Origin of the sequence: Methanosarcina horonobensis HB-1 = JCM 15518, from assembly GCF_000970285.1 — an archaeon.
GTDB classification, from domain to species: domain Archaea; phylum Halobacteriota; class Methanosarcinia; order Methanosarcinales; family Methanosarcinaceae; genus Methanosarcina; species Methanosarcina horonobensis.
The window spans coordinates 1763409-1787758 of the sequence record NZ_CP009516.1 but is presented as its reverse complement, the minus strand read 5'-3'; the positions used below and the strand labels follow the sequence as shown (position 1 = coordinate 1787758).

At 41.6% G+C, this 24350-nt stretch carries 31 protein-coding genes; 25 read left to right on the top strand and 6 right to left on the bottom strand.

The genetic code is table 11. From position 1 onward, the window contains the following. Positions 1-191: 191 nt before the first annotated feature. Positions 192-1706 (bottom strand): hypothetical protein, encoded by a 1515-nt coding sequence (locus tag MSHOH_RS07935; RefSeq protein WP_048138737.1) that lies wholly within the window; start codon positions 1704-1706, stop codon positions 192-194. 744 nt (positions 1707-2450) lie between these two features. Continuing rightward, positions 2451-3392 carry a right-handed parallel beta-helix repeat-containing protein gene (locus MSHOH_RS07930; RefSeq protein ID WP_048138736.1) on the bottom strand — a complete coding sequence of 314 codons (942 nt, stop codon included), beginning with the start codon at positions 3390-3392 and terminating at the stop codon, positions 2451-2453. Between the two features lie 1568 nt (positions 3393-4960). On the opposite strand from MSHOH_RS07930, the gene MSHOH_RS07925 reads away from it, so the two are divergent. Then, the gene (locus tag MSHOH_RS07925; protein ID WP_048138734.1) at positions 4961-5947 is read left to right on the top strand and encodes a tetratricopeptide repeat protein; all 987 of its coding nucleotides are present in this window, start codon (positions 4961-4963) and stop codon (positions 5945-5947) included. A gap of 29 nt (positions 5948-5976) precedes the next feature. Here MSHOH_RS07925 and MSHOH_RS23595 read toward each other — a convergent pair whose 3' ends face one another. Continuing rightward, entirely contained in the window at positions 5977-6135 is a 159-nt protein-coding gene (locus MSHOH_RS23595) for a hypothetical protein (protein ID WP_158024087.1), read from the bottom strand. 364 nt (positions 6136-6499) lie between these two features. On the opposite strand from MSHOH_RS23595, the gene MSHOH_RS07920 reads away from it, so the two are divergent. The 3 genes from MSHOH_RS07920 to MSHOH_RS07905 all read left to right on the top strand — a co-directional run bounded on the left by MSHOH_RS07920 (position 6500) and on the right by MSHOH_RS07905 (position 10410). Beyond that, positions 6500-7771, top strand: coding sequence for a tetratricopeptide repeat protein (locus MSHOH_RS07920; protein ID WP_048138732.1), 1272 nt, complete (start codon positions 6500-6502; stop codon positions 7769-7771). A gap of 381 nt (positions 7772-8152) precedes the next feature. Then, positions 8153-9001 (top strand): methanogenesis marker 8 protein, encoded by an 849-nt coding sequence (locus tag MSHOH_RS07910; RefSeq protein WP_048138728.1) that lies wholly within the window; start codon positions 8153-8155, stop codon positions 8999-9001. A gap of 236 nt (positions 9002-9237) precedes the next feature. Then, a complete protein-coding gene (locus MSHOH_RS07905; protein ID WP_239451267.1) occupies positions 9238-10410 on the top strand; it encodes an ATP synthase subunit B family protein in 1173 nt (390 codons plus the stop codon). Positions 10411-10488: 78 nt separating this feature from the next. Here the strand turns inward: MSHOH_RS07905 and MSHOH_RS07900 are convergent, their stop codons facing one another. Beyond that, positions 10489-10809: a hypothetical protein gene (locus MSHOH_RS07900; protein WP_048138726.1), complete on the bottom strand. Its 321-nt coding sequence runs from the start codon at positions 10807-10809 to the stop codon at positions 10489-10491. Between the two features lie 247 nt (positions 10810-11056). On the opposite strand from MSHOH_RS07900, the gene MSHOH_RS07895 reads away from it, so the two are divergent. After that, the gene (locus tag MSHOH_RS07895) at positions 11057-11542 is read left to right on the top strand and encodes a hypothetical protein (RefSeq protein ID WP_048138724.1); all 486 of its coding nucleotides are present in this window, start codon (positions 11057-11059) and stop codon (positions 11540-11542) included. Between the two features lie 136 nt (positions 11543-11678). Here MSHOH_RS07895 and MSHOH_RS07890 read toward each other — a convergent pair whose 3' ends face one another. Next, positions 11679-12356 carry a ribbon-helix-helix domain-containing protein gene (locus MSHOH_RS07890; RefSeq protein WP_048138721.1) on the bottom strand — a complete coding sequence of 226 codons (678 nt, stop codon included), beginning with the start codon at positions 12354-12356 and terminating at the stop codon, positions 11679-11681. 257 nt (positions 12357-12613) lie between these two features. Between MSHOH_RS07890 and MSHOH_RS23590 the strand changes: the two genes are divergently transcribed. The 16 genes from MSHOH_RS23590 to MSHOH_RS25980 all read left to right on the top strand — a co-directional run bounded on the left by MSHOH_RS23590 (position 12614) and on the right by MSHOH_RS25980 (position 18580). Next, complete coding sequence (locus MSHOH_RS23590) at positions 12614-12766, top strand: hypothetical protein (RefSeq protein WP_158024086.1); 153 nt, start codon at positions 12614-12616, stop codon at positions 12764-12766. After that, positions 12763-12891 carry a hypothetical protein gene (locus MSHOH_RS25585; RefSeq protein ID WP_275425562.1) on the top strand — a complete coding sequence of 43 codons (129 nt, stop codon included), beginning with the start codon at positions 12763-12765 and terminating at the stop codon, positions 12889-12891. The genes MSHOH_RS23590 and MSHOH_RS25585 overlap by 4 nt, the downstream gene beginning before the upstream one ends. Further along, positions 12888-13175 (top strand): hypothetical protein, encoded by a 288-nt coding sequence (locus MSHOH_RS07885; RefSeq protein WP_048138720.1) that lies wholly within the window; start codon positions 12888-12890, stop codon positions 13173-13175. The genes MSHOH_RS25585 and MSHOH_RS07885 overlap by 4 nt, the downstream gene beginning before the upstream one ends. Next, a complete protein-coding gene (locus MSHOH_RS23585; protein WP_158024085.1) occupies positions 13168-13344 on the top strand; it encodes a hypothetical protein in 177 nt (58 codons plus the stop codon). The genes MSHOH_RS07885 and MSHOH_RS23585 overlap by 8 nt, the downstream gene beginning before the upstream one ends. Positions 13345-13521: 177 nt before the next feature. Continuing rightward, on the top strand, positions 13522-13872 hold the full coding sequence (locus MSHOH_RS07880) for a hypothetical protein (RefSeq protein ID WP_048138718.1): 351 nt from the start codon (positions 13522-13524) through the stop codon (positions 13870-13872). Next, complete coding sequence (locus tag MSHOH_RS23580; protein WP_158024084.1) at positions 13838-13996, top strand: hypothetical protein; 159 nt, start codon at positions 13838-13840, stop codon at positions 13994-13996. The genes MSHOH_RS07880 and MSHOH_RS23580 overlap by 35 nt, the downstream gene beginning before the upstream one ends. Positions 13997-14187: 191 nt before the next feature. Next, on the top strand, positions 14188-14490 hold the full coding sequence (locus tag MSHOH_RS07875; protein ID WP_048138716.1) for a hypothetical protein: 303 nt from the start codon (positions 14188-14190) through the stop codon (positions 14488-14490). Beyond that, positions 14487-14954, top strand: coding sequence for a hypothetical protein (locus MSHOH_RS07870; protein WP_048138714.1), 468 nt, complete (start codon positions 14487-14489; stop codon positions 14952-14954). Before MSHOH_RS07875 ends, MSHOH_RS07870 begins: the two co-directional genes overlap by 4 nt. Further along, complete coding sequence (locus MSHOH_RS25580) at positions 14951-15085, top strand: hypothetical protein (protein WP_275425561.1); 135 nt, start codon at positions 14951-14953, stop codon at positions 15083-15085. Before MSHOH_RS07870 ends, MSHOH_RS25580 begins: the two co-directional genes overlap by 4 nt. After that, the gene (locus tag MSHOH_RS07865; protein WP_048138712.1) at positions 15075-15398 is read left to right on the top strand and encodes a hypothetical protein; all 324 of its coding nucleotides are present in this window, start codon (positions 15075-15077) and stop codon (positions 15396-15398) included. Before MSHOH_RS25580 ends, MSHOH_RS07865 begins: the two co-directional genes overlap by 11 nt. Continuing rightward, complete coding sequence (locus tag MSHOH_RS07860) at positions 15395-16774, top strand: P-loop NTPase family protein (RefSeq protein ID WP_048138710.1); 1380 nt, start codon at positions 15395-15397, stop codon at positions 16772-16774. The genes MSHOH_RS07865 and MSHOH_RS07860 overlap by 4 nt, the downstream gene beginning before the upstream one ends. Continuing rightward, on the top strand, positions 16771-16929 hold the full coding sequence (locus tag MSHOH_RS23575) for a hypothetical protein (protein WP_158024083.1): 159 nt from the start codon (positions 16771-16773) through the stop codon (positions 16927-16929). The genes MSHOH_RS07860 and MSHOH_RS23575 overlap by 4 nt, the downstream gene beginning before the upstream one ends. After that, entirely contained in the window at positions 16922-17557 is a 636-nt protein-coding gene (locus MSHOH_RS07855; RefSeq protein ID WP_048138708.1) for a hypothetical protein, read from the top strand. Before MSHOH_RS23575 ends, MSHOH_RS07855 begins: the two co-directional genes overlap by 8 nt. Then, positions 17554-17697, top strand: a complete 144-nt coding sequence (locus MSHOH_RS23570) for a hypothetical protein (RefSeq protein ID WP_158024082.1) — start codon at positions 17554-17556, stop codon at positions 17695-17697. Before MSHOH_RS07855 ends, MSHOH_RS23570 begins: the two co-directional genes overlap by 4 nt. Continuing rightward, positions 17694-18116 (top strand): DUF6011 domain-containing protein, encoded by a 423-nt coding sequence (locus MSHOH_RS07850; protein WP_048138706.1) that lies wholly within the window; start codon positions 17694-17696, stop codon positions 18114-18116. The genes MSHOH_RS23570 and MSHOH_RS07850 overlap by 4 nt, the downstream gene beginning before the upstream one ends. Next, a complete protein-coding gene (locus MSHOH_RS25980) occupies positions 18116-18580 on the top strand; it encodes an ASCH domain-containing protein (protein WP_048138705.1) in 465 nt (154 codons plus the stop codon). The genes MSHOH_RS07850 and MSHOH_RS25980 overlap by 1 nt, the downstream gene beginning before the upstream one ends. On the opposite strand, the gene MSHOH_RS24270 is transcribed toward MSHOH_RS25980, so the two are convergent. After that, the gene (locus MSHOH_RS24270) at positions 18472-18768 is read right to left on the bottom strand and encodes a hypothetical protein (protein WP_162197584.1); all 297 of its coding nucleotides are present in this window, start codon (positions 18766-18768) and stop codon (positions 18472-18474) included. The two genes, MSHOH_RS25980 and MSHOH_RS24270, sit on opposite strands and share 109 nt — an antisense overlap. 76 nt (positions 18769-18844) lie before the next feature. On the opposite strand from MSHOH_RS24270, the gene MSHOH_RS07840 reads away from it, so the two are divergent. The 4 genes from MSHOH_RS07840 (at position 18845) to terL (ending at position 24347) form a co-directional block, all read left to right on the top strand. Then, positions 18845-19219 carry a hypothetical protein gene (locus MSHOH_RS07840; RefSeq protein ID WP_048138703.1) on the top strand — a complete coding sequence of 125 codons (375 nt, stop codon included), beginning with the start codon at positions 18845-18847 and terminating at the stop codon, positions 19217-19219. A 140-nt stretch (positions 19220-19359) separates the two neighbouring features. Further along, the gene (locus MSHOH_RS07835; protein WP_048138701.1) at positions 19360-22320 is read left to right on the top strand and encodes a TOTE conflict system archaeo-eukaryotic primase domain-containing protein; all 2961 of its coding nucleotides are present in this window, start codon (positions 19360-19362) and stop codon (positions 22318-22320) included. A 202-nt stretch (positions 22321-22522) separates the two neighbouring features. Further along, positions 22523-23008, top strand: a complete 486-nt coding sequence (locus MSHOH_RS07830; RefSeq protein WP_048138700.1) for a hypothetical protein — start codon at positions 22523-22525, stop codon at positions 23006-23008. Continuing rightward, positions 22977-24347 carry a phage terminase large subunit gene (gene terL, locus MSHOH_RS07825; RefSeq protein ID WP_052730763.1) on the top strand — a complete coding sequence of 457 codons (1371 nt, stop codon included), beginning with the start codon at positions 22977-22979 and terminating at the stop codon, positions 24345-24347. Before MSHOH_RS07830 ends, terL begins: the two co-directional genes overlap by 32 nt. The last annotated feature ends 3 nt before the right edge of the window (positions 24348-24350 follow it).

The window sequence follows — 24350 nt, the reverse complement described above, 5'->3', positions numbered from 1 at the left end:
TAAAAGCTGCAAAAAAGATTGATTTCCTGATTTTGTTAGAAGAGCACTAAAAACCAGTTAAACCTGAAAATTACTCAATTTAACCTTTCTAAATAGCAGGAAAGTATAATAAAACACGATCTGGTGTATAGCCAAAAAATAAGGAATGTGTTGGAGTAACACACTCAACCAGAGCTTGAACTTGCTTAAAATTAGGAGCTCATGTTACCAGAATTCATTGGATCAAACTTTATAGCCCGGTCGTACAGGATCTCTGAGTAAGATGGCCCGGTTTTTGTAGTATTTTCCAGGTAGGCTCTCCAGCCAATGAAAAGCGGTTGATCCAGTTCTATACCATGAACTCCCTGACCATAAGGAACTTCGTAGCAGTATTGATCATCCTCACTGCAGTTCCTGGCGAGCTTATAAACATACAGATATTTCGCATTGGGATTGTCAGGTAGGTATTCCTCAGCAGATCCGTTGAAATCTGCGTCTGTGATTGCTCTAACACCATTCCATACATCCGCTCCGTATATTGCGAAGTTCGAGTACGTAGCCTTTCCTGTAGCTACATGGTTAACCCCATAGACAATTATGAATTCATCAGTATCGTTGCCCAGAGTAATTGCCGAGTCTTGCAGGAAAGGATAGTACTCCGAAGTGTTATAGAAAGGAGGTGTTGGCGAAGAAATAGTCTGGTTTGCTGTCCATAGATAGGCTGCATCGTTGGTAGGACCTACGCCGTTGATTCCTCTCTGAATAGCATCACTCCCTATCGGAACTGCCTGACTGGTCGGAAGCTCTGTGGCATTCGACTCATTATATTTGTTGAGAATCGCAGTCCTTAGCTCTTCGAGATCATCCGTAAGATCAAACTCTGTTTGCCCGGTTCCGCGGACCCTCAATTCCGGGTAATCATACGGGTCAAGCTCAGTAGTGTTGTTTGGAGTAATCCGGAAAACAGTTGCAGGTGTATTATTGATGTAATCGTCGCCAGCCTGCGTGTCATTGAATAAGGCCGGACGGACAAATGAGGCAAATGTATCGGAATCATTATCCAGGCCCATGTTCAGCATGACTGAGGGAAGCACCTGGGTATTAATTATATCGTCCGAATACCCTGCAGATTGAGCAGCATCCCTGATGCGTTGATCAATGCCTCTGTCAGCAGTAATGATTATCACCGTGGTTTGATTGAAAGGATCCCCGGACGACCCATCTGGAGTACCTTCGGTTTTGATAACCATGTTGTTCACTGTATCTGCTATGTTAGCAAAGATCCATCTCCTCTCGTTCCCAATTGTCCTGTGCATTATGAAATTATCGTAGCTGAAATATCTGCATTCCGGTGGTGTTCTTCCCACGAAAACAACAGCTTCATCAGGACCAAGGTTCCAGAACGGAGTTGTATTCCCGCTCATCCCGAGCGTACTTGTTAATCTAGAAATCCGTTCATCTATTTCATGGCCAGATGCCGCTGGAACAAAATATGCCACATATTTTGTGGTTGGATTGTTTCCATATGCAGAAGGCAATACTCCTTCCTCTAATAACCTGATTAAATCAAAGTAACCCAATTCACCTTCCTGTACGATAAACCCGTCCTGTTCTAAAGCCTGTCGAAAAGCCTCCGCGTCATCTGTTTCCACATTCTGTGCAAGGCCAGTTCCTATTAGCATTGTGAACAAGACGCCAAGTAGCATAGCCAGCATATAATTTTTCATATACCATGTCCCCCTGTCATCTATACTTATTCTCGCAAAGAATTACGTTTAAAAAAGAAGAATCATACCTGAAAAAGAGAGAATCCCTTCAATATCTTCTAAGACAGTAAATTTTTGATTCTTCCAAAAAATTAAGCGTAAATCTTTGCAACCAATTCTATAATTATTATTAAATATATTAGAAACCTCGGTAGAACGTTAACTAAACTTAGATAGTTGATCAGTAAATAGTCCGCATGATTCTTTGCTTCCATCCTGTTTTGACCTGTTTTTATTTCGTTAAAATAATGCCATAGAAATACCCAAAAATATCTAACAAAACTTTAAAGCTCATTTTTCTCATAAGCCCAACAAGCCAGTTATAAATACTGCTTTTTAAGGCCCCGAGTAACTCTATGCTCGATGCAGGAGAGCGGCTTTTCCTGAAGGTCTGAAAATAAGAGATCCTAAAGAAACTAAAGAAACTAAGAGCACTTCCGTGGTTTAAAGTACAGTGATAAAAGCAAGGAGACTATGTAGTAAGTTTGGAACAAAACAGGAGTATGGAAGGAACTGCTATTGATCAATTTTTAAGGACGAAAGATCATTCCTTAGTATAAAAATAGTAGAAACTCAAAAGTTGACTGGCAAGAAGGCGACTTTTGGTTCTAATCTAATAAGTTCTAATCTTAATATATACGCAGAAAATAAATTGGATTGGCTCTCAGTCAATTAACTGAGAGCTTTTCCTGTTAATAAAGTTCTTTATCCGCAGTTTTCAATTCTGTTATCGTTGACGTTTACATTGGTTTCTTGTGTGTTTAAGCGTATTACTGCAGGAACAGGAAGGTCATGGAAGTAGTTTCCAGAAGCCTCTATGTTTTTAAGAGTTCCCTGTAATTCCAGAGCTGCATACCCGCCGCCGGATGTGGTAGCTTCATTGTCTATAACCACTCCATCTGTAACGGAATCGAACCTGACGGATGAATTGGTTCTGTTAATAAATGTAGAATTCTTAACTGTAATGCCGTTTACATGATAGGCATATACACCGTCATGACCAGGTTTGTTTACAGTTACAGTGTCTATCATTACGTTGCTGGATTTTGAAATAAGCATGGCATCATTACATCCGTTCTGGAATGTAACGTTCTGGATCGTTAATCCATCAACATTTATTAAAGTTGCCATGTTATAACTTGAAGTTCCGAGCCTGATATTCGGATAATAGTCGCTCTGACTACCATCAACAGTTAAGTTTTCTATTTTAACATTGCTTGCAGAACTGCCTCTGATCATAAGCATAGCTTTCTTTTCTGCAATACTGCTCTCACGGCTGCCCCAGAGAGGTAGTCCTTTGGCAAGCTTAATTGTTACATCTGAGTCTCCGGCGAGAGTTGTGTCACTTCCGATCAGAAGAGAGTCGCCTATATCATATGTGAACGGGCCTTTGAGCTGGACAGTTGTTCCAGGGTTCTTTGCTGCTTCTTCAAGTGCCTGGTTAATCTGGACGTGGTCGTCTATTCCATCAGAGTTGTAGTCTCCGCTTCCGTCTCCGGCAACAGTTATGATCTGTGTGTTCTCTACCTGTGTGTTCTCTACCTGTGTGTTCTCTACCTGTGTGTTCTCATCGCCTAATACAGTAGGTACGGTTGTTAAAATAAGGCATATTGCAAGGAATAGGGTTCCTAGCTGTCTTTTTAGCATCGTATCACCTTTGGGTTGGGTTTTTTCAGATTTTGAGTAAACTCAAAATCTTCAGAGTAGTTGTGTATTTTTTCCCAAAGTAGATACGACTGTTAAGAGAAGGTATATTATCAGGAATAGGGTTCCCGGATGTCTCTTTAGCATCATGTATCACCTTGGGTTGGATCTTTTATAGGGATCTAAGTAGAATCAAGATTTAGAGGGTGATTCTATACTTTTCCCTGTTTTTTTCTTGAAATTCTATATTACTTACTCGTAATACCTTTTTTCCGACGTATCTAATTAGATAAGATCAGATGACCTAATCTGGTCGGCTCTATACGGTTATTCAGAAATCTATATTACGTCTTGGTAATATTTTTGAACCTATCCAATATGGTTCTCTGCGATTTATGTGAGGCGAACACGTTACACACAGAGCCTCCACTCTCCAATCACCTTATAGGGATCAGGCATTGGAAGTGGCCGGACATTAGAAGTTTTGGCTTCTACAATCAAAATCTGCTACTGACCATGAGACATTACTCCTCTGGTCAATACCTCCTTGTTTTAATTGATCACGGTCCTTAACCAGGACAATTCTTCTTCTAAAATGGGTTTTTTCAAAAGAAGTAATTTACCTGCTATTGGATTTCTGATTTGGCACTCTAGTCTACACAGTCCTATTATAAAATACTATCTGTTTTATAAAATGTTAATAATATTTCAATAATGGAGATTTGTACAGCATCCAGCTGTTAAGTCTATCCCAGATGTCTTAACTGATGAGCAAATAGAAAAAGGATTCGAGAAACTTGCTGATTAATACGCTATAATCCTGATAAACCAAAAAAGTAATTGACTTATGAAGAAATATACCCTGTTAAAAGAAAAGCGGTTGAAAATCATAGAATAATTAGCTTTTAGAGCAGGAATTGAATGAATTTAAAGGATCTGGTGATTAATATCTTCTTTTTTTCAATTTTATGGGGAAAAATTGTTTGTAAAGAAAAAAGGGATACTCTGACGGAGTAAAATGAAGTTTGAGAAAACGGTCATAAATGAAAAGCAAAAAAAACAGTGAATTTTCAACTCTGACTGCAGTAGTCAACGAATTTTGTACCTCAAACCTAACAACAGAGAAAGTGATTTACAAAACTACAAGCTAATAACCAAGGAATTTATGCCCTGACTTTTTATGTAATTTATTCCCTTACTTTTCTTTAACTCTATTTACATACAGTTTGACTAACTCGGGCTTATTTTAGCACAGTAGCAAGACTGAAAGTATTGATTCTAAGAACATCGGAAGTCATTTAATGCTCAGAGAGCGGTTTTTGTCTAAATTACTTTAGATTCTGAAAAGAGATGAGAATTAAAAGTTCATATCGATATTTCAGGCTATATGGTCTTTATCTTTGAAACGAAAAAACTTATCTTGTTTAAAAACAATTATAAAAAATAATTAATGTTTTTAAATAATTCTTAAAAATAACAATCAGGGAGACTACAGGAAAAAAGGAGAGATAATTGAACCACGCGTGGACGACACGCATAGAAAAACATAATTCCTGTAGGGGGGAGCAAGTATGCCAGAAGAAAAAAACAGATCAATAAATTTTGGGTTAACACACAATGATGTAAAAGAAAATAAAAAAGTAATTGAAATTTGTGAACTGGACCTTAAAAATTCCAGGATAAGTGGAAACAGGAAAGAAGAGGGAAATAATCTCGGAAAATTGGGTTTGGCTTATAGCCATCTTGGAGAAATAAGAAAAGGTATTGAGTATTATCAACAGACGGTAGAGATTTTTAAAGAAATAGGCGATAAGCAAGGGGAAGAAATAGCTTTAGAAAACATGGGATTAGCCTATACCCGCCTTGGAGAGATAGGAAAAGCGATTGAGTACTATGAGCAGGCACTGGAACTCTCCCGTGAAACAGAAAATAGAGAAAGTGAAGGAACGGTTATAGGGAATTTAGGAATGATATACAGTTCTTTGGGAGAAACAGGAAAAGCAATCGAATTTTATGAATATGCACTTAAAGTTGCCAGAGAAACAGGTAACATGGGGGGAGAAAGAAATAGTTTTGGAAATTTGGGTAACTTATACTATCAGATGGGAGAAGTAGGGAAAGCGATTGAATATTATGAACGAAGCCTCAAAATTTCCAGAGAAATAGGTGATAAGCGAGGAGAAGGGGATGTTCTTAAAAACCTGGTTATAGCACATAATCGCCTGGGAGAAATAAAAAAAGTAGCAGAATATAGTGAGCAGGAACTTGAAATTTTGAGAGAGATAGGTGAAAAGAGCAAAGAAGGACAAACTCTTGAAAGATTAGGTTTGACATATAGCTTTTTTGGAGAGAAAGAAAAAGCAATTGAAAATTATGAGCAGGCACTCACGATTTCCAGAGAATTAGGTAACAAAAGGCAAGAGGAAATTATAATAGAGAAATTAAGGAATCTGCAAGAAACAAAGAAAACGGATGGCTATTACAAACAGAAAACCGAAGTTTCAAAAAGCCGGAAGAAAAAAAATGGTTTCTCGCTGTTTTGTGTGGGTCGAAAATAACCGGTTAGTAGAGTTCTAAATAATAAAATTCATTTTTTAACAGCTTCAATATCAAAAACAGAATCTGTGAAAATAGCAACATTATTTCTAAAAAAATCAGACCTTAAACTGTTTCCTGCACCAAAACCAGAAGACCATTGCCTTAATAAATCACAGGTGGATACCAGGGAAAATATATTCCCTGACATTTCTTTATCTCTTTTTTTGTAGTTAAACTAAACTCAAATTCTTTCGTCACAGTATCAGAACCGGAAATATAAATTTTTAGAGCATAAAGGATCCTTATAACAGCTTTATGAGCGATTTTTGTATAAATTTCCTTAGACTCTGAAAAGAAATGGAAAATCAAGAGTCTATATTGAAATTTCCGATTTCTAGTCTATATCCTTGAAAAGAAAAAATTATCTTGTCTTAAAACATTATTGAAAAAAGACAGTGTATTTTAGACGATTTTAAAAACTGTGGTCAGGGGAACCACAGGGAAAAAGGGAAGATAGAACGACGCGTGAACGTCACGAATAGAAATTATAATTTCTACAGAAGGGGGCAAGTATGAGAGAAGAAAAAAGTAAGTCCATAAACTTCGAGTTAACAGATAACGACATAGAAGAAAGCAAAAAAACAATTAAGATTTGTGAGTGGGATCTAAAAAATTCCAGGGTAAGTGGAAATAGAAAGGAAGAAGGAAATAATCTCGGAAAATTGGGTCTGGCTTATAGCCATCTAGGAGAAACAGGAAAAGCGATTGAATACTATGAGCAGGCACTGGAATTCTCCCGCAAAACAGGGAATAGAGAAAGTGAAGGAACCATTACAGGGAACTTAGGATTAGCATACGGTTTATTGGGAGAAACAGAAAGAGCACTTGAGTTCCATGAATATGCACTTAAAATTGCCAGAGAAATCGGTAATTTGAAGGGAGAGAGAAATCACCTTGGAAATCTGGGGAATTTATGTTATCAGTCGGGAGAAGTAAGAAAAGCAACCGGATACTATGAGCAGGCCCTTAAAATTTCCAGAGAAATCGATGATAAGCGCGGGGAAGAAGATACTCTCGGGAATCTGGTTATGGCACATAACCGCCTGGGAGAAATAAAAAAAGTAGCAGAATATAGCGAACAGGAACTTGAAGTCTTGAGAGAGACAGGTGAAAAGAGCAAAGAAGGACAAACTCTTGAAAGATTGGGTTTGATATACGGCTTTTTGGAAGAAGTAAGAAAAGCAATTACATACCACGAGCAGGCACTTGAAATCTTCAGAGAGATCGGTGAGAAAAAAAGAGAAGCAGCCACCTGCGGAAATTTAGGAAACATGTACTTTTATCAGGGAAAAGTAAGCGAATCAATTGAATGTTATATAGAGGCACTTTATATATTCGAAGATGAAGGAGATAGAAATGCAGCAGGATCGGTTTCTGTAAGTTTAGGAACAAGATACAGCAGCCTGGGGAAAATGGAGAAAGCCGTTGAGCATTATAAGTATGCTCTGACAGCGTTCCAGGAAACTGGAAACACTGGGGGAGAAATAATTGCTTTCAAAAAACTGGGATGGACATATAATGCTCTAGGACAGATAAAAGAAGGGATTGAGTCCTATGAGCAGGCACTTGAGATCTCAAGAAAGACGGCTGACAGAGAAGAAGAGAGAAATATTCTGGAAGAGTTAGGTCGCTCTTATATTAATCTAAATAAGCCTGAAACAGCAGGCAGGTATTTTGAGCAAGTACTCGTGATTTCCAGAGAATTTGGTGACAGAAGGCAAGAGGAAATTATAATAGAAAGATTAAGGGATCTGCAAGAAACAAAGAAAACGGATGGCTATTAAAAACATAAAGCCGAAGTTTCAAAAGAGCAGGACGAAAAAAGTAAGGGTCACTTTCATAAGTTTAACAGGAGTATTAAATCGATTCTTAAACATAACAGAAATTGATAAGAATATGGCAAAAAACAAATTAATACGGCATATTTTGCTGACCTGCAGATTACCGGAGTTTTATAAAAAACATAGAGTCCATTTTGATTATATTAAACCTTAAAAACGGATCTTAAAGAATAGGCTCATTACTGGCACTATTCTCTAACAAGTGGTTAGAGCAGCAAAAACCAATAACCTATTAAGTAATCACCCCTAAATCTTACCTGCAATTTTTTCCTAACTTGAATTTCTTAACTATTGCATTTTTGCTCAGCTTGTAAAGGTGAAACTATGCCTCATATAATGGAATTACTTGGAAAAACAAGAGTAGTCATAAAAGATGGAAAGGTTATCGAAGTCGGAGAGCCTGAAGTTGAATGGTGCCCCCTTTTTGCCAAAATCCGCGGAATCCAGAAAATCACCCCGGAAGAAGTCAAAAAGAATATGGAGTTCAGGATAAGCGATTTCGGGATGTTTACTGACAAACGCAGACTTGAACTCGATGACTTTGTAGGGTTCGGAGCATCCGAAGTTATGATGACAGGCCTGAGCAGAGGCTTGCTTGACACGACCGTAACCGCCTGTGAAGGCGCAGGAACTGTAATTTCCAATAACCCCACCCTTGTTCAGGGCATGGGCGGCAGGATGTCCGGCCTGGTTGAAACTGAGCCAATCGAAGGCATTATCAATGGGATCACAGAACGCGGCGGAATCGTGCTTGATCCTTCAACTGCAAAAATGGACCCTGTTGCCGGAGTAAAAAAGGCAGCAGAACTTGGTTACAAAAAGATTGCAGTAACTGCAGCATTCTCCGAGACAGCAAAGGAGTTAAGGAAGCTTGAAACCGAACTCGGACTCGATTTAATAGTAATTGGAGTCCATGTTACAGGTTTAGACAGGGAAGAAGCCCAGGCACTTCTGGAAAACTCAGATATAGCAACCAGCTGCGCTTCAAAGCCCATCAGGGACCTTGTAAAGCCTCTCGCTCAGGTAGGGACTGCTGTACCGCTTTTTGCTCTTACTCAGAAAGGAAAAGAACTTGTTATCGAAAGGGCAAAAGACATCAAAAGCCCTATTCTGATTAATACCATGGCCCTGCCTGTGCTTCCTGAGAACAAGCAGCCGAGAGAACTAAAATAAAAACAGATTAAAACGGCGTCAAAGCCGTTATTACTTCTTTTATTTGCAATTTCCTTTTGTCATTTTTCCATCTTGTTTTTACTTTTATTCCTTATTTTCTCTTTTCAGTCATCTTTTTGATCTTATTTTGCCAGGATGAATTACATTTTTTATTTTCTACGATAGGATTATATTTTTTAGAACTTATGAATGTTATATTCTTGAAAAACTTTGCATGAGTATTAAAGGAGAATGAAATGACTGCCATATCAGGTGACAGAGAGCTTAGATCCACAACTCTTGAAGAGATAATTATCACCGAAAAAGACAGACTTTTACGCTTCATAAAAGAAAGAAATGATTATATCAGAAACCTGCCTGAAATTGAAAAGAAGGCATTTATCGAGTCAATAAAGAAGATAAAGGAAAGTAAGGACAAAATAGAAAGGCTGCTGGTAAAAAAAGAAATTAAAAGAAGTATTGACGACCTGCTGTTTTCTTTTGAAGAGCTACCTATTTTTGGAAAGGAATACTGGTTTATGAAATTTACAGCCGATGACGGGTCAAGGCGGCAGTTTTTTCTTACATTCGGCAGGAGCGCTGGGGATATAGAAGTCAATGGCAAATATGTAGAGAACAGCAGGATAATAGACGATAAAACGGAGGGATATTGCGTTTCCTGGGCGTATGATGAGATACGGAGGGGTATCACTGATGATCTAGGAGTTATTGAAGTGAAAAATGAAAGGGTTACCTGCTCAAGTAAAGACATGAAGGCAGAGTTCCATGGTTCCTTCCCTAAGTATGTACTTGATGTTTCAAACAGCGGCGAAAAAATCTGCTGTCTGGATATAAAAGAGCCCTCAGATAGCAATTATAACTCAGAGATATCCGAGCAGTTCAGGGGCTTATTCGGGTACAGGCTTGCCAACCTGTATTTCGATTTCAGGGGTGCATTGTTTGAAAAAGATTTCTCAGGAAAATGCTATGCTCAGAAAGTAATTGTTGTAGGACCTTTCATACCCTGGAAATGGTCGAGAATAGTTTTCAGGAACGGATCAATTCTTACCTATTACATACCGAATTTAGAGATTGGAGGAGTAGAATACAATATATACAACTCCATGGAGTTCTATGATGCTGAATCCAGGAAGATACACCGTTTTAAGAAGGTAAAAGTATATGAGTACCCATCCGAAAAAGGGGACAAAAGGTGGGTCGTTACCACTGAAGAAGGTAAAGTGTTCATGGTCACGAAGAGCTACTGCAAGGAATCTTTCAGTTTTACAAATAACTTCAACTTCAGATATATCGAAAACCTTGTAGAAGTCGTCGATTTTCAGGTCGATACCGGAGATAGTGTAGTAACGTTACAGAAGACCGGAAGTGGACTGGGCATGGTGGAAGATACTTCAGGATTCGTAATCTAAATTCAAAAACTAAGGCAGGATTAATTATACAACAATTAAAATAGGTTTACAAAATATATATTTCTCGGTCCGCTTTGATTATGGTTGGACAAAATACAGATGTCTCTTGTCTGGACTATACATGTCCAGTTCTATTTTTATTCTCTGTACGAGATCACAACAGTAATCTGACGCGATCCCATAACACTTTGTCAGTATTTTGCACAGTTCCCGGACTTCCATCCCGTCACTGAGATATTTCTGAATAGTATGCAGTACATGTCGTACCATGCCCTCCTCGGTAATAGAGTCTGTAACTTCAATGGTTTTAATGGTTAGATCTTGAGTCTCGACGTTCCGGATATGGACATTGTGGTAAACTGCATTCTCACAATAAGGGCATTTCGTTTTTATATACATAATTTCACAACCTCAGAGGGCTTCACCTCTTTGCTTTTATGGGGAGAGATGGCGAAAAATACGCCATGTAAAAATCTAATTTTATAATATATATTTCAATCCACATACCCGCGAAGGGTGTGACTAAAGTTAAAATTTAATTTTATTATATATAAAGAATAAGTAAAAGTTGTTTTATTGTAAACGAAACGTTCGTATTGAATAGATCAGTAATTTCTTTATATATAAGAGCATTAAATAATACCCCATGAAAGATTTTGAAGATGCGTTGCTCGATGTCTCTATAAATAATCTTACTATTGCTTCAAACAAACATTCAAACATTGACAACAAAGCAATTGCTATAATCACGATTTCAGGGTTTTTGATAAGTCTGCTTGCAGGGGGTTCAATCTCAAATTCCTGTGGAGTGTTTGACTCTTCGTATATAATGGCAAAAGTTCTTTTCCTGTGCTGCATATTAGCTTTTTTCATTACTGTCTGGATCTGCACGAAGGCTATCAAACCTAGAAAAAACCACGAGATGTCAATCCATGACTTAATTAAACATTTATCAAATGAAAATCCAGAACGTCAGATCCAGGGAACTATAGGCACAATGGCGGACGATGAAAAAGAGCGTCTTGATATTTGTGACAAGAAAGCCACACAGCTATGGAATGCAGTCAGAGCTCTTCAGGTGAGTATCCTATTGATGGGTTTCTATGCAATTGCGGCATTCCTCGGAATTTAATTTTTCTTTCCTTTTTTATCGCCGCTAGTTACACGTTCTCCCCTTGGTACACCATCCCAGTTAGACGGGGATTTAGAAGGAGTTTCTTTTTTATTATCGGTTTTTTCTTTGGACGTTTTTTTTCACCCCCTTCAGATCATTCCAAAATCCACTCTTGTGGATAATCTTTCGGTTCCCCTTCAAAAAGTACTCTGGGTTTTTTACCGTCCGGTTCTGTTTTTTGATCTGACCCTACCTCTTCAGGTTCTTCTTTCTCCCCACGGAGAGCTCTATAATATGCTTTGGCTTCTGCTGCTTTTCTGGCCTCTTCTGGAGTAAGTTCTCTGGGGTTTGGGCAGAAGTTTCGGCGGCATTCTTCTCTTTCTTTTTGATAGTCTTGTTGGCTGAACGATTCTCTTTTAGCAGGATAGGGGAGAGATTCATGTTTTTTACTTGCCCCAGATTTTGTCTGCTCTTTTATACTACTCAATAGCTCAGGGTTCTCCACTAGTTTTTTTATGACATCTATGAGTAGCTGATCTCGTTCATCGGTCACTTGTGTAGGCTCTTTTGCCGCAGCTTCAAGCTCCTTCTGGTAATCGAGTTTTCCTAAAAAATAAGCTAATGCAGTATTCACGAAATCAGAAACACTGCTGAATTCTTCTGATGCCACATACTCATCAATCCGTTTGCGAACGTGAGGACTGACCGTTGCAGTGACTTTCTCTTTTTTATACTTTATTTCCGCCATGCATGCACCAATAATTATTGGTATGCTGTTTTGTTTCATATAAACGATGGAAATAATTATACTCGTTTTTTCATCGTTTTTCATATAATTATACGCAATTCGCAGGAAAGTTTATATATTGCCCATACAAATTAGATATTAGCATATAATTATTAGATAGAGAGGTGACTAATTATACCCAAGGAAACAGTGAGGAGAACTATAGAAGTCCCTCAATCAGATGACAATGAAATTCTAGAAATTCTCAGAACCGGCCCTTATGTAAAAATGAGCGAAGTATACCGAGCTGCAATCTCTCGTGGGATTAGGGTGATGAAAATGGAAACGTGTGGGGTCGAAGCATGACCTTCAAACCCTCAGTTCAAGCCTGCACTCAAAAAGCCTGTCCATCCCTGGTTAGCACGCGATTCGAAGGAAGAGATAGAAGAGTCTGTCAGTTCAACGGCAGGATTCCTGGGAACCTGTCAGAATGCCCGAAGGAGGAAGCGCAGTGAACTGTCAAACGTGCGGAAAGGAACTTCGTATCATGGCAGATGCTACAGGTTTCTACCGATACTGCCCAAGATGTGATGAAACTTATACAATCGAGAAACCTGTCAGGCAGGAGGTAGCTGCATGACCTGGTCTCCCAAGCGTGCCGGCTTTGAATCATCAACCTCCGGAAACACCAGCTACGGAAAGCGCAGAACTTACCGCTCAGGTCTTCTCCCTGATTTCTGGCAATACAAGCTCGGAATCCTGGCAGAACTCCTTGAGGAAGGAATAGACTACCGCGAAGAAGCCGACGGCTCGATAGTCGCAAACCTGCCAGGCAGAGGCTGGATGAAGAAGACTCCAGAGATGCAGGAACAGGACTACAGAGACTACATTGCAACGTTGAAGGGGGTTGCTCAGAATGCTTGATCCGTCAATCGAACGTCTGGCAGCCATGCCTGAAGAAATTTTTCAGATGCTTGAAAAAACCGATCCATTGAGGGCTCAGATAGTTAGAGATTGCCGGAAGCTAGTAGAAAAGTACTCCCCCCGAAGTTGTGAACTCCCGGCAAATGCTCCCAAAGGTGTTACTTCATAATTGTTTTTTATCCTAATAAATGATCAGGAAAGAGAGTTACTAAACAAAGATTACTATTGAAGCTGAATGCCGTCGATTGGGCTTGAACTCTTTTTTTCCTGTGTCAGATCTCCCCAAAAATAACCCCCACTCCAAGTTCAAACCTTGGCGACGGCTCTCAATAAGAAGGTGTAAGAAATGTCAGAAAATGAAGAGCATGGAACTATAGTACTGGAAATTCCAGTTGGAAAAAAAGTGGATTCTGAAGAATCTACAGATGGACTATGTAACTGTGAAGTATGCAAAGCATGGCGTGATGAGGAAAACATGATAGAAGGCACTTTCAAGATACCGAAAGCAGCTTTCGATGCAGTCCAAAAGACCATTCCTGTGATTAAAGAGGATAACAAACATCTCCGGAATTCTTCTGATTCTGTTGTTTTAGGGTATGCTCTGGGCGTTGGAGCCAAAAACGAAGTTGGAAACCATATACACAAAACCGTTATGGAAAAGCTTGGTAAAGCGATTTCTGAAGCATTTTCGAATTGAGCTCTTCGGAGCTCTCCTCCTTGCCATCATAAGGTCTTCTCACGGCTGGAGAGTAGGTTCGATTCCTGCTGACGGCTTCCGGGACAACCCGGACGAACTAACACAAATCAAAAAATCTGGATGAGAAAAAAAACTCGAACAGACCAAATAAATTAAGCCAACCTACAAAAGTCAAAAAACTCGTAGAAGTCGTGCCCCGGTTCCTGCCGGGGTCAACTCGCGTCGCACCCTTCGCGGGTGTGTGGATTGAAATGATTCCGGGCTGAAGCATCGGATGTCACCCCCCGACATCTAAAACTTTCAAAGGTGAATATTGTGACAGACATCAGAATAGATCTGAAGGAGCTTCCGGCAGACGTAGGCCACGTCTATGCCGACAAGATGGACAAGCAGCCGCACAGGTTCTACAACGACATTGAGATAGAAAAGGTATGGTCCTGCATCCAGGAAAAAGTCAAGGGAAAGAAGGATGTGGACCTGTTGGTCGTAGGCTACATGCCATTGCTGCTGCCAAGCAGGCTGACATATCACTGTATCAAAGCAGGTATTACTTCTTTTTCAATATGTCGCCCTGGTGGACTTGTTGAATGTGTCTATGATGAGAGGGTGAAAGCATGAGCGAGTTTGACACAAGAAGGGTAGACGCTCTCGCAGCTGCCGAGATAGGAGAATACCCAGCAGTCAAAGCACCTGCTGACCCGATCTTCGTTGACATTGAAGACCCTGCTAACCTTGAAAGCCTGTTCTACAAGCTCGACGTCCTGAAGTATGCTCTGATTGTCGAGTGCAAGGAAATTGACCACCTCATAACCGTTCTTCAGAAGGAAAGGGCTGAGAAGGAAGCAGAGTATGCTCCCGAGATCGAAGAGGTTGAGAAGAAGATTATGGCTGAAATCCTGAAGCATGGAGAATCTTTCAAGTGTTCTTATGGCAGTGCTGCCTTCCGGAAAGCATACGAGAGAGCTTCATGGGATGATAAGAAACTTCAGGGCTTTGCTATCTTGCATCCTGAAATCCTGGAATGCAGGAAGGTCTCAGTGGTTGAGGCTTCGGTGCAGATCAAGGTTGGTGGTAAGAAATGACCTACAAAAAAGCTACCTGTGCCAGGTGTGGGTGCGGAGTAGTTGCTCTGGAGGATGAGATCAGACCTCTTTGTGTGGACTGTGTAAGGATAGAGAAGATGGAGAAGAGGAGGCTGGGCAATGTCAATTGAGCTGGAAAAGAAAAGCCTGAATGATACCGTCGGAAAGCCTCCCAAGTTCAAAGCGACATTCAGAGGGTATTACCGCGGAGTTCAATGTGTCCTTTCCTTTGAGGCTGAGACCGAGAGAGATCTTTCGTACATCGTTCCTTTGATTCCTGGAAGGAACCTTGAGCTGGAGATCAGAGACCCACAGGCAACTCTCGATGCATTTTCTATGGGGGAAGAGCTTGTCGAGGAGATATCTGCAAACACCAAGCGTGTTCAAGAGGAGGCAAAGTTCCGAGCTGAAAGGAAAAAGAGAGCGGCGGAGGCACAAGCATGAACACTATCCAACTCCGAATGAAAGCCCTTCTTGACCTCAATATTCCTTCCTTGATCAAAATAGATGAGCAAACCGCAGTAATGAGGATCAACTCCGAATGGGATGTCAAAGTCATAATTCTTGAGAAGAGTATCATCTACGAAGCCCGGAGCAAGGGGAAATCATACAACCCGAAAAAAGACATTGGCGTCCCGGCAGATGTCATAAGCATTATTGACGCTCTGGATGAAAAATATAAACCAGCGCTTCTAGCACTGCTTGATGAACAAGCTGACTATTCCGCGAGTGAAGGGAAAAAAGAAGAACCTGCAAAAGACCCCATTGATAACCTGAAAGCAGGAGGATTTGAGTTCACCCAGGAGGCTGATGCCCTTAAAGCTCCTGAACACGTACCCCCAGTTGTGGATTCAACCCCAAAAGAAACCCCAAAAAAAAGAGAGCTCACAGACGAAGAAAAACGCATGGAAGCTTTGGTTATCGAGCAGAAGAAAAAAGAGCAGGAAGAGAAATCCAGACTTGCCAGGGAAGAGAACGAAAAAAAACTTGCGATGGCTGAGCAGTACGAGCTGGAACGCCAAGAAAGAGAATCGCGAGAAAAACAAAAATCTGATTTTCAGAAGGCGAATTCAAAAAGTCAGGAGCTGTACAGTCAGCCAGAGGACAAGCTGGAAACTGCACCGGATCCAAAGAAAGGAGAGGTCGGGCTGCTCGATATACTATGTGATCTCGTAGACGACGACCTTATACAGATATTCGGAAAAACAGGGACCTGTAAAACAAGTATAGCTATCCAGGCCGCACTCGAAGCAAGGAAAGCCGGGAAGTCAGTATACTACCTAGACCCTGAAAAAAACATTTCTAAGAAGAAAAAAGCTGAAATGTTGCACGCTGGAGTCACGTACTACCCGTATACTCCATCAAACAATAACAAAAATTTTGAAAGTGTTAAGGACCTCGAAGCATTTCACGAGTTCATAAAAAAAATACCTAAAGTCGACCTTTTGATAATCGATTCCCTTGGACTCCCGTGTCTGTCTGTTTATTGTGCTGGAAATCAAAGAGAGCAGGGACTGACACTTCAAAAAATGATGCTCATTTCTAACACTTTGAAAAGTTACGCCAACCGAAACAATTCTCTTGTCATTGTTATCAATCAGCCAGAGAGTGATATGAATAAGGACCCAAATACTGAAAGGCGTAGTTTTGGAGACAAAGTTGAATTTTTTTATAAGGAGTTGCTTAAAACCTGTTTTGTTAGCAAATCCCCTGGTAAGACCGTTGTAGTTGTCAAAACTTACAGGTCAAGAGATTACGGACAGGGTACGAAGTTGTTTACTGTCGAAATAACAGATGGCGGCGTGAAGGTGATACAGTGACTGAAAATGCCACCGAACTCCCGAGAATAGACTATCAGCGCACTATTACTACGCTTGACAAACACGAATATATTAACATAGATGTCAAGGGCCAGACACTTGAAGAATGCAGGAAACACTTCGATGAAATCCTGAGAGGTGTTAAGGATGAGTGAAATTCCGTCCTCAGCTTCCACCCCGGGGCAGAACTCCACTCACCAAGAAGGTATCACCCTTCCTGATTTGAATTTTTCTATCCACCTTCATGTTACCTTGACAGCTGACTCCGCCCTGCAGGCAGCTCTAGAGAGGATTGCTGAGGCTCTGAAACCAGTGCAGAAAGAGCCTGAACCCCTTTCCAGATCTGAGGTAGTGTTTCGCGGGTTGAAGAAGGGGCCTGCTGAAGAACGTTGCAGGCCTTTTGTAGGCCCGAAACCAGATGAGATCGAGCCTTTGTCTGAAGAAGCGAAAACGAAGGAACCTGTAAAAAAGAAAAGCACAAAGGTCTACTGGATCGACATCCCTAATCATCCTCATCTTCGCTACAGGGAAGAAGACGGGAAACTCATCCTGAACTACGCAGGCTCGATTGTGGAAACCACCTGGCAGCAAGTAGAGAACACCGCAAGGCTTGACCAGAAATACTGGAATCAAGAGATCGCTAAGATCCTTGGAAACAGACAGGCATCAAACCGGAAGGCAGCTGTTAACCTGTTCCTCAAGCTTGTTGAGAAGGGAGAGGTTTCCAAAGTCACAATTTCGAAGTTCCAGGCTGAAGAAGACGATACAGGGGTGAGTGCATGATTTCTGAAGACCAGATGGCCTTCTTCTTGACTCACGTTTCTCAAGGAATTCTGTATCAAGACCAGCGTTCAATGTGGTGTGGCTGTCTTGGGCTGTACCTTGGAGGAGAAAGTGCAATTTGTACGGGGGGACTTATGTGAACACGTGCAACCGCTGCAACAGACCTTTAAAAGACTCTGCATCCGTGAAACGAGGATATGGTCCGAAATGCTGGAAGAAAGTGCAGCTGGAAGATGAAGAACAAAGGAAGATCTACGAACCCTGCACGATTGCCTATGCAGGTCTCGCAAATCATACCATGAGGGAGATCCGGAAGAGAGTACTGCAGGGAGATCGCACCGAGTGCAGGGCCTGCGGAGAACCCCTGGAAACAGGGGAGATCCAGAGCTATGATCATGACGGCGGGCTGGATCTGAAAGGGTTTGGTCAGCCTCAGTGGGTCTACCACCAGTGCTCAAAGTGCAAGCATCAGCTGTCGATCTGGAAGCTCAGGATTGATCTGTCAGACCTGGAGAAGTTGAAGCCTTCAAAGTCTTTGAAGATGGTGGAGGCGGTCTGATGAAAGTTTTAGCAGTTAGACAGCCTTGGGCTTCTCTTATTGTAGAAGGATTGAAAACTCTCGAAGTGAGAAGCAGACCAACTAATATTCGAGGGAGAGTTGCAATTTACGGAAGTTCTCATAATCCAACTATAGCTGAACAGAACTGGTTTATGTGTACAGTTCAGAGGATGGAAGATTATAGCAGGCTAACAACTGAGCAAAAAAGAATTGCTGAACTCTGTTTATGGAGAACATATACACGAGGTTGGATAGTCGGAACTGTTGAAATTAGAGGGTGTGAACCTGTAAACCCAGATGAAATTGAAGTCCGTAGACATGAACATTTTGCTTACGATGTAGGATTAAATCATTATTATTGGAAACTTGCGGATCCTATAAAGTTTGAGAAGCCTATACGGTATACCCCTCCGAAGGGCGCCGTGATCTGGTCTACTTTTGATTTGCCGGAGGGATATGAGTGAAGCGGATCTTCAACCTCTCCAAAGAAGTTTTTGGGTTCGCTCACGGTCTCTTCGGTGTCCATATCGGTGTTGCCAAGTACATCTGTCCTGAGTGCAGTATCGCGGCGTGTAGAGTCGTAATCAGTGAGCATAAGGAGAGATCTGTATGAAGTGTCCTTACCATAAGAAGTGCCTGCTCTATGACCCATCAGCTGCAACCTGCAAAGGACTCGAGACGCATGACTACTGTGGAGAGTTCAAGAGGCGAGAAAGAGGTGCTTAGAAGTGACCTCTGAGTCTGCCGCTCTCGCAAACCACAACGGCAAGATGGTCGAGGAGATTGTACAGACTCTCCTTCCAGAACTGCAGTATGTAGGAAAGAACCTTGATGCCGTGTATCATGAAAGACCCCTTGAGATTAAGTCCTGCCAGAGAACCTGTCATAGATCTGACAGGGGCAGAGGTGAACGGTCAGGACGGTTCTGGTTTAGAGCTGACCAGGACAAGGTACTGAAGGAAGAAGACGGGTTCTATGCTCTTGTTGTTCACGACAAGGGCAATCTTTGCTTTTTTTATCTTACAGAAGCACGCCTTCTCCTGAAGGACTTTTCCGGAGCGATGACGGTTTCCTGGAGGACTATTGCGAGGAGGGTTCTATGATGAACTCTCCCTTATATACAGCCGAGTTCCCGATGAACTGGAGAGTGGGAAAGCAGATGCCAAGCATGACTCTGACGATGAGGGGTGTAGCTGGCAAGAAATGTATTATCAGATGAGATTCCCGCTCCCAGAGGCTTGATATGGCGCAGGTTACTCTAGCCCCAAATCCACGGGACAATCAAGACAAGAGGATAGAGATAGCCTACAAGATCTATGAGGCTTTCAAGTCCGGAAAATACCTCATCCACAAAACGACGAGGGCGGGGGCAACAACCGCGTTAATAGCCGAGTCAATGAACAGAGATGAAAAGTTCCTTTGTATGGTTCCAACAAACTGGATTGCAGATAAGACGGTGGTCGCAGATTCTAAAAAATATTCCGATTTAGGGTCTGCACACATTATCCATATTCCAGCAAATCATGAGTGTTTATACAACCAGGAACTGTGCAAAGATTATCCTGACCTAAAAAAACTTCCTATCCTCCCTCTTGCAGGATCATGTGAAGAATGCCAAAACTTTGATTCTTGCGAAGTTACGGCAGTACTTCGGAGGCCAGATGCCCACGGAACTGTCATCACATACAAAAAACTCGCAGCTCTCATGATGGCAGCAGGATCTGCACCAAACACAATGGCTGAAAAAATACTCAACGAGCTGTCATTCTCTAAAAATGTAATCCTTGACGAGGTACACGAAATCCAGTTCGGAGACTATGTAAAAATAGACGTGTACGAAGACGGCATTGGAAAACTAATAGACGTGAAGAAGTATCACCGAGTGCCGAGCGACTACAAGTATCTGCGTAGGGTGTTGAACGAGTTTGGAAAACTGCTCACGGTCCCACAGATAGAAAACTCTGTTCATGAGGTGCTAGGGGGAGCACAGGACGAGAATTACTGGAAGCATCACCTCAACATTTCGCTCCCTAATCCTTCCCCTGGCATCAGGGAAGGAGAAAACGAGTACAAAGTCACCGTCGGAGCGTACAGCGAACTTATAGAATTGACAAAGCATCGTGAAGACTTCGGTCTTGAAATGCGTAACATCTTAGAATTATTTTCAATGCTTTTGATCATACAGAGCAAAACAATTTCTATAAGTGCAATTCGGGACCAAGGAATCATCAGGGTGAGTATTGCAGCTGTCAACGAGGCATATACGCAGTCTATAGCGTCATTCGTGATGAGCATGCAAAAGGAAGACAAGCGGATTTTCCTGACATCGGCTACCGTTTGCAGTTATAACTATGGAAAAATGTTTATGGGCGGAGACCCGCCAAAAAACATTTCATTCGGTATAGGGGGAGACCCTATGAACACAAATTCAAAGATGTTAATTCTTGCAGATTCGAAGAAATATTACGCTATTGGGCGAGAATCAAGGTATAATAAACGAGACGAAATTGTTTCGAAAACAATAAACATTTTAGAAATGTACGGCAACGACGATTGCATTATAATTGCCCTAAATACCAAAGAAGCAATCAAATTAGAAGCTGCCCTAAAAGAAGCAGGACATGAACACGATGTCACCTACTATAAAGCTCCTGAGATGATGGGCGTATCCGCGAAAGCCAGGGTAATGATCGCTGTCGGTGTCGCCAATAAACCATCTAATGCTTTTGATGTAATTACTTCGAATACTGAAGAGTCTAAACGGATGCTGCATGAGTCTGTGCACTGTGACACATGGCAGGCATGGAGTAGGGTCAAAGATCCTAATGGTGCAGTTCCTAGCTTGGTCTTTGCACTTGGTTGTACGGTTGAAGAATGCAATGCCGTTACTACTTGGGGATACAAAAGGAGGGTTGTAATCGAGCCTTACAAAGAACGCCAAAAAAAGAAAATAAAAGTTTCATGTGAGAGAGGCTTGATTACAACCCCTGAGATTATCAAGTGCAAAAACTTTGAAGAAATGATTAAAGAAGCAATTAAGCATAAACTGTCTAAACAGATTCCCGAAAATCAACAAAATCTCCCTATAGACAACTTCTTAAACAAACTTCCCGAAAACTCGAAAATCTCCCTATTTATTAATAATATAGGGAGATTTTGCACAAAAAAAGGAGTTTGTTTAAGAAGTTCCGAAGATCTGTTATCTCTCGTCCTTAACCGCACTGATGTCTTTGCTCAACAGAATCCAAAAGGGGGTTACCTCAAAACCAAAATCCCTGTAAATGATTTCCTGATAAAGCAGCACTTAGAAGGAAAAATGACAATAGGAGCATACCAGTTCAATCCTGATAACAAGGTGAAGTGGATCTGTTTTGATATTGATTCTCATGCTCCTAAAAACACAGTTGAAACCGAGGAAGACGTAAAACGAAGGAATGAACTTGCAGAAACAAACTGCACTAAACTGTGTAATTTCCTGAAAACCATTGACGTACCTTATCTCTTGGAGAAGTCCGGCAGTCCTCACTCTTATCATATCTGGATATTCGTAGAACTTGTAGACGGCAAGATTGCAAAACAGTTTGGAACGGATATTAGAAAAGAAGTCGGGATTGACTGTGAAGTCTTCCCGAAGCAAGAGAAAATAGGTAAGGATGGGTATGGTAACCTTGTCAAGCTTCCTCTTGCTACTCATCAGATCCATAAAACAGAGTCAAAAATCCAGGTTAATGGTGAGTTCGTAACCTCATTTTCGAATATTGAGCTTGAAGTTTTGGATATCAGCAAGTATCCTCTGCCTAAACCTGAAGTAAAGACCAAGAAACCTGTTTCTAAAGCTGTGACAACTGAACATGCTAATTACAGGACCAAGGTAAGACCGTGTATTGAAAGCGCTCTTAAGATGCAGTTGACAGGCACACAGGGTCATTTCATGAGGATTGCTGTTTGTCGGGAATATTACAACTCTGGTGTTCGGGACCTTGAGAAGCTTGTGGACCTGTATAGGGGTCAGAACGACTTCTCTTATGAAGAATCCATGAAAGGAGTTCTTTCGATTATCCGAAAAGAATCGAAAAATGTTAGATGTGATAGGCTTCGGGCAGAGGCAAGTAATTTTGTCAACTGTTTAGGCTGTCCATTATACAGAGATGATGCCTCCTTTCGTGCATGCAACAGGGGAAGAGTAGAGGAGATTATAGTATGACAGCTCAAAAAAATCAGTCTAACTGCGTAAAGCGAGCTAACAGATTAAAACTTAAAAGACGACCAGCAACTTTTTTGAGCAAATCAAGAGAGCAAATTGCAACATTCATTATCGTATGCAATGCAGAAGGACATCTCCCAAAGGACTGAACATTCCTTTATATTCTCACTTTTCGAAACATTTCGAAATAAGGTGAAACAACATGCGACTCAACAATATAATAAAATTTAACCTTGAAACGAGAACCAAGGAACTCAAGGATCAGGGGAAAACCCTGGATGAGATTTCCGAGATCCTCTCAGTTGAGTCGGAACAAAAGATCACCAAATCAACGGTGTTTCGATATTTTGAGGCCAAGGACAGGGAAGCTGCCCAGGTCATTGAGAAGCAGGATAAACTTAAGGCCCGGGTTGTAGAGGCCGAGATCTCTACGATCGAGTACCGCATGAGAGGCATCGAGGTACTCCTTAATATAGCTGAGAATGGAGAGCATGAGCACAACAGGGTGAAAGCTTCATTAGCATTGAAAGATTCCCTGGACTCCCTAGACTCTCGTCTGGGGAAGCTATCTCCTACCAAGAACACTCAGAACAACTTCTTTGTGAATGCTCCAGGTGCAGAACCTGCAAAGCTGAGAGATCGGATGAAGGTGTACGATGCGATCTTCGAAGAGGCAGACGAAAGCTGAGTTTGCAGCCACAGTCCTGGACAACCCTTACATCCCTCATGACCCTACGATCAAGCAGGCAGAGTTCCTTGTGGATCTCCGGAAAGAAGGAATGTATGGGGGAGCTGCAGGAGGAGGGAAGTCTGACGCTCTTCTTATGGCAGGTCTGCAGTATGTAACAGAACCTGATTATGCAGCTATTCTTTTTAGAAAAACATTCACGGACCTTTCCCTTCCAGGCGCTCTGATGGACCGTGCAGACGAATGGCTTAGAGGGACAGATGCTGAATGGAAAGAGAAAACAAAGACGTGGGGGTTTCCTTCTGGAGCTACACTTACATTCGGATACCTTGAAGCTGAAAAAGATAAGTTCAGATACCAGGGTTCTGAGTATCAATATGTAGGGTTTGATGAACTTACACAGTTTACAGAAACTCAGTACAGGTATCTCTTTTCCAGACTTCGCAGGTTAGAAGGTTCAGACGTCCCTATAAGGTGCAGGAGTGCCAGCAATCCAGGAGGCGCAGGTCACGAATGGGTGAAGAATCGATTCATCACTTACAAAGACGAACAGGGCACTATTATTAATCCTCCTGAAGATCTTTCTAAAAGAGGCAGATTCTTTGTTCCTGCAAAGCTCCAAGATAACCCATATCTCGATCAGGAGGAGTACCTCGAGTCCCTTGACGAACTGGATCCGGTCACTCAAGCTCAACTCAGGGATGGAAACTGGGACATTCAAGCAAAGGGTGAGATGTTCAAGAGGGAATGGTATGACTTCGTGGATGCAGCTCCCCAAGGTTGCCAGTTGGTCCGTTATTGGGATATGGCCTCCACTGAACCGAGCAAGGCAAATCCGGATCCCGACTGGACCGTAGGGCTATTGATGGGTGAGAAAAACGGAGAATATTATGTCATAGATGTATTCCGCTGCAGGAAGAACTCTGGAGATCGAGACAAAGCAATAGAGGCAACTATAGCACTTGACCCTCTACACATCAAGCAGCGTCTGGGTCAGGAGCCAGGATCCTCAGGAAAGGACGTAACACTCACTTTTGCAAAGACTGTCTTCAAAGGACGGGATTTTGTCGGGATCCCGGAAACAAAGCAATTAGGTTCAAAGGTCGTTCGAGCCGGGTCCGTAAGTTCTGCCAGCAAAAACGGACTGGTCCATATCGTGAAAGGTCACTGGAATACAGCCTTCATTGTTGAGTTAGAGTTATTCCCTCAGGAAGGTGTTCACGATGACCAGGTAGACTGTTTCTCAGGTGGATACCTGCAGCTGGTCAAAGCTCCAAAAAGGCAGGCTGCTATGGCCTGGGACGGAGTAGGAGTAGCAGGTGGAGGATTTAGAGTATGATTC

What these genes read in the sequence shown, in the direction of transcription:
- MSHOH_RS07935 (WP_048138737.1), bottom strand. Translation starts at nt 1,706, where the DNA reads ATGAAAAATTATATGCTGGCTATGCTACTTGGCGTCTTGTTCACAATG.
- MSHOH_RS07930 (WP_048138736.1), bottom strand. Translation starts at nt 3,392, where the DNA reads ATGCTAAAAAGACAGCTAGGAACCCTATTCCTTGCAATATGCCTTATT.
- MSHOH_RS07925 (WP_048138734.1), top strand. Translation starts at nt 4,961, where the DNA reads ATGCCAGAAGAAAAAAACAGATCAATAAATTTTGGGTTAACACACAAT.
- MSHOH_RS23595 (WP_158024087.1), bottom strand. Translation starts at nt 6,135, where the DNA reads ATGTCAGGGAATATATTTTCCCTGGTATCCACCTGTGATTTATTAAGG.
- MSHOH_RS07920 (WP_048138732.1), top strand. Translation starts at nt 6,500, where the DNA reads ATGAGAGAAGAAAAAAGTAAGTCCATAAACTTCGAGTTAACAGATAAC.
- MSHOH_RS07910 (WP_048138728.1), top strand. Translation starts at nt 8,153, where the DNA reads ATGCCTCATATAATGGAATTACTTGGAAAAACAAGAGTAGTCATAAAA.
- MSHOH_RS07905 (WP_239451267.1), top strand. Translation starts at nt 9,238, where the DNA reads ATGACTGCCATATCAGGTGACAGAGAGCTTAGATCCACAACTCTTGAA.
- MSHOH_RS07900 (WP_048138726.1), bottom strand. Translation starts at nt 10,809, where the DNA reads ATGTATATAAAAACGAAATGCCCTTATTGTGAGAATGCAGTTTACCAC.
- MSHOH_RS07895 (WP_048138724.1), top strand. Translation starts at nt 11,057, where the DNA reads ATGAAAGATTTTGAAGATGCGTTGCTCGATGTCTCTATAAATAATCTT.
- MSHOH_RS07890 (WP_048138721.1), bottom strand. Translation starts at nt 12,356, where the DNA reads ATGAAAAACGATGAAAAAACGAGTATAATTATTTCCATCGTTTATATG.
- MSHOH_RS23590 (WP_158024086.1), top strand. Translation starts at nt 12,614, where the DNA reads ATGACCTTCAAACCCTCAGTTCAAGCCTGCACTCAAAAAGCCTGTCCA.
- MSHOH_RS07885 (WP_048138720.1), top strand. Translation starts at nt 12,888, where the DNA reads ATGACCTGGTCTCCCAAGCGTGCCGGCTTTGAATCATCAACCTCCGGA.
- MSHOH_RS23585 (WP_158024085.1), top strand. Translation starts at nt 13,168, where the DNA reads ATGCTTGATCCGTCAATCGAACGTCTGGCAGCCATGCCTGAAGAAATT.
- MSHOH_RS07880 (WP_048138718.1), top strand. Translation starts at nt 13,522, where the DNA reads ATGTCAGAAAATGAAGAGCATGGAACTATAGTACTGGAAATTCCAGTT.
- MSHOH_RS07870 (WP_048138714.1), top strand. Translation starts at nt 14,487, where the DNA reads ATGAGCGAGTTTGACACAAGAAGGGTAGACGCTCTCGCAGCTGCCGAG.
- MSHOH_RS25580 (WP_275425561.1), top strand. Translation starts at nt 14,951, where the DNA reads ATGACCTACAAAAAAGCTACCTGTGCCAGGTGTGGGTGCGGAGTAGTT.
- MSHOH_RS07865 (WP_048138712.1), top strand. Translation starts at nt 15,075, where the DNA reads ATGTCAATTGAGCTGGAAAAGAAAAGCCTGAATGATACCGTCGGAAAG.
- MSHOH_RS07860 (WP_048138710.1), top strand. Translation starts at nt 15,395, where the DNA reads ATGAACACTATCCAACTCCGAATGAAAGCCCTTCTTGACCTCAATATT.
- MSHOH_RS07855 (WP_048138708.1), top strand. Translation starts at nt 16,922, where the DNA reads ATGAGTGAAATTCCGTCCTCAGCTTCCACCCCGGGGCAGAACTCCACT.
- MSHOH_RS23570 (WP_158024082.1), top strand. Translation starts at nt 17,554, where the DNA reads ATGATTTCTGAAGACCAGATGGCCTTCTTCTTGACTCACGTTTCTCAA.
- MSHOH_RS25980 (WP_048138705.1), top strand. Translation starts at nt 18,116, where the DNA reads ATGAAAGTTTTAGCAGTTAGACAGCCTTGGGCTTCTCTTATTGTAGAA.
- MSHOH_RS24270 (WP_162197584.1), bottom strand. Translation starts at nt 18,768, where the DNA reads ATGGGTCATAGAGCAGGCACTTCTTATGGTAAGGACACTTCATACAGA.
- MSHOH_RS07835 (WP_048138701.1), top strand. Translation starts at nt 19,360, where the DNA reads ATGGCGCAGGTTACTCTAGCCCCAAATCCACGGGACAATCAAGACAAG.
- MSHOH_RS07830 (WP_048138700.1), top strand. Translation starts at nt 22,523, where the DNA reads ATGCGACTCAACAATATAATAAAATTTAACCTTGAAACGAGAACCAAG.
- terL (WP_052730763.1), top strand. Translation starts at nt 22,977, where the DNA reads ATGCGATCTTCGAAGAGGCAGACGAAAGCTGAGTTTGCAGCCACAGTC.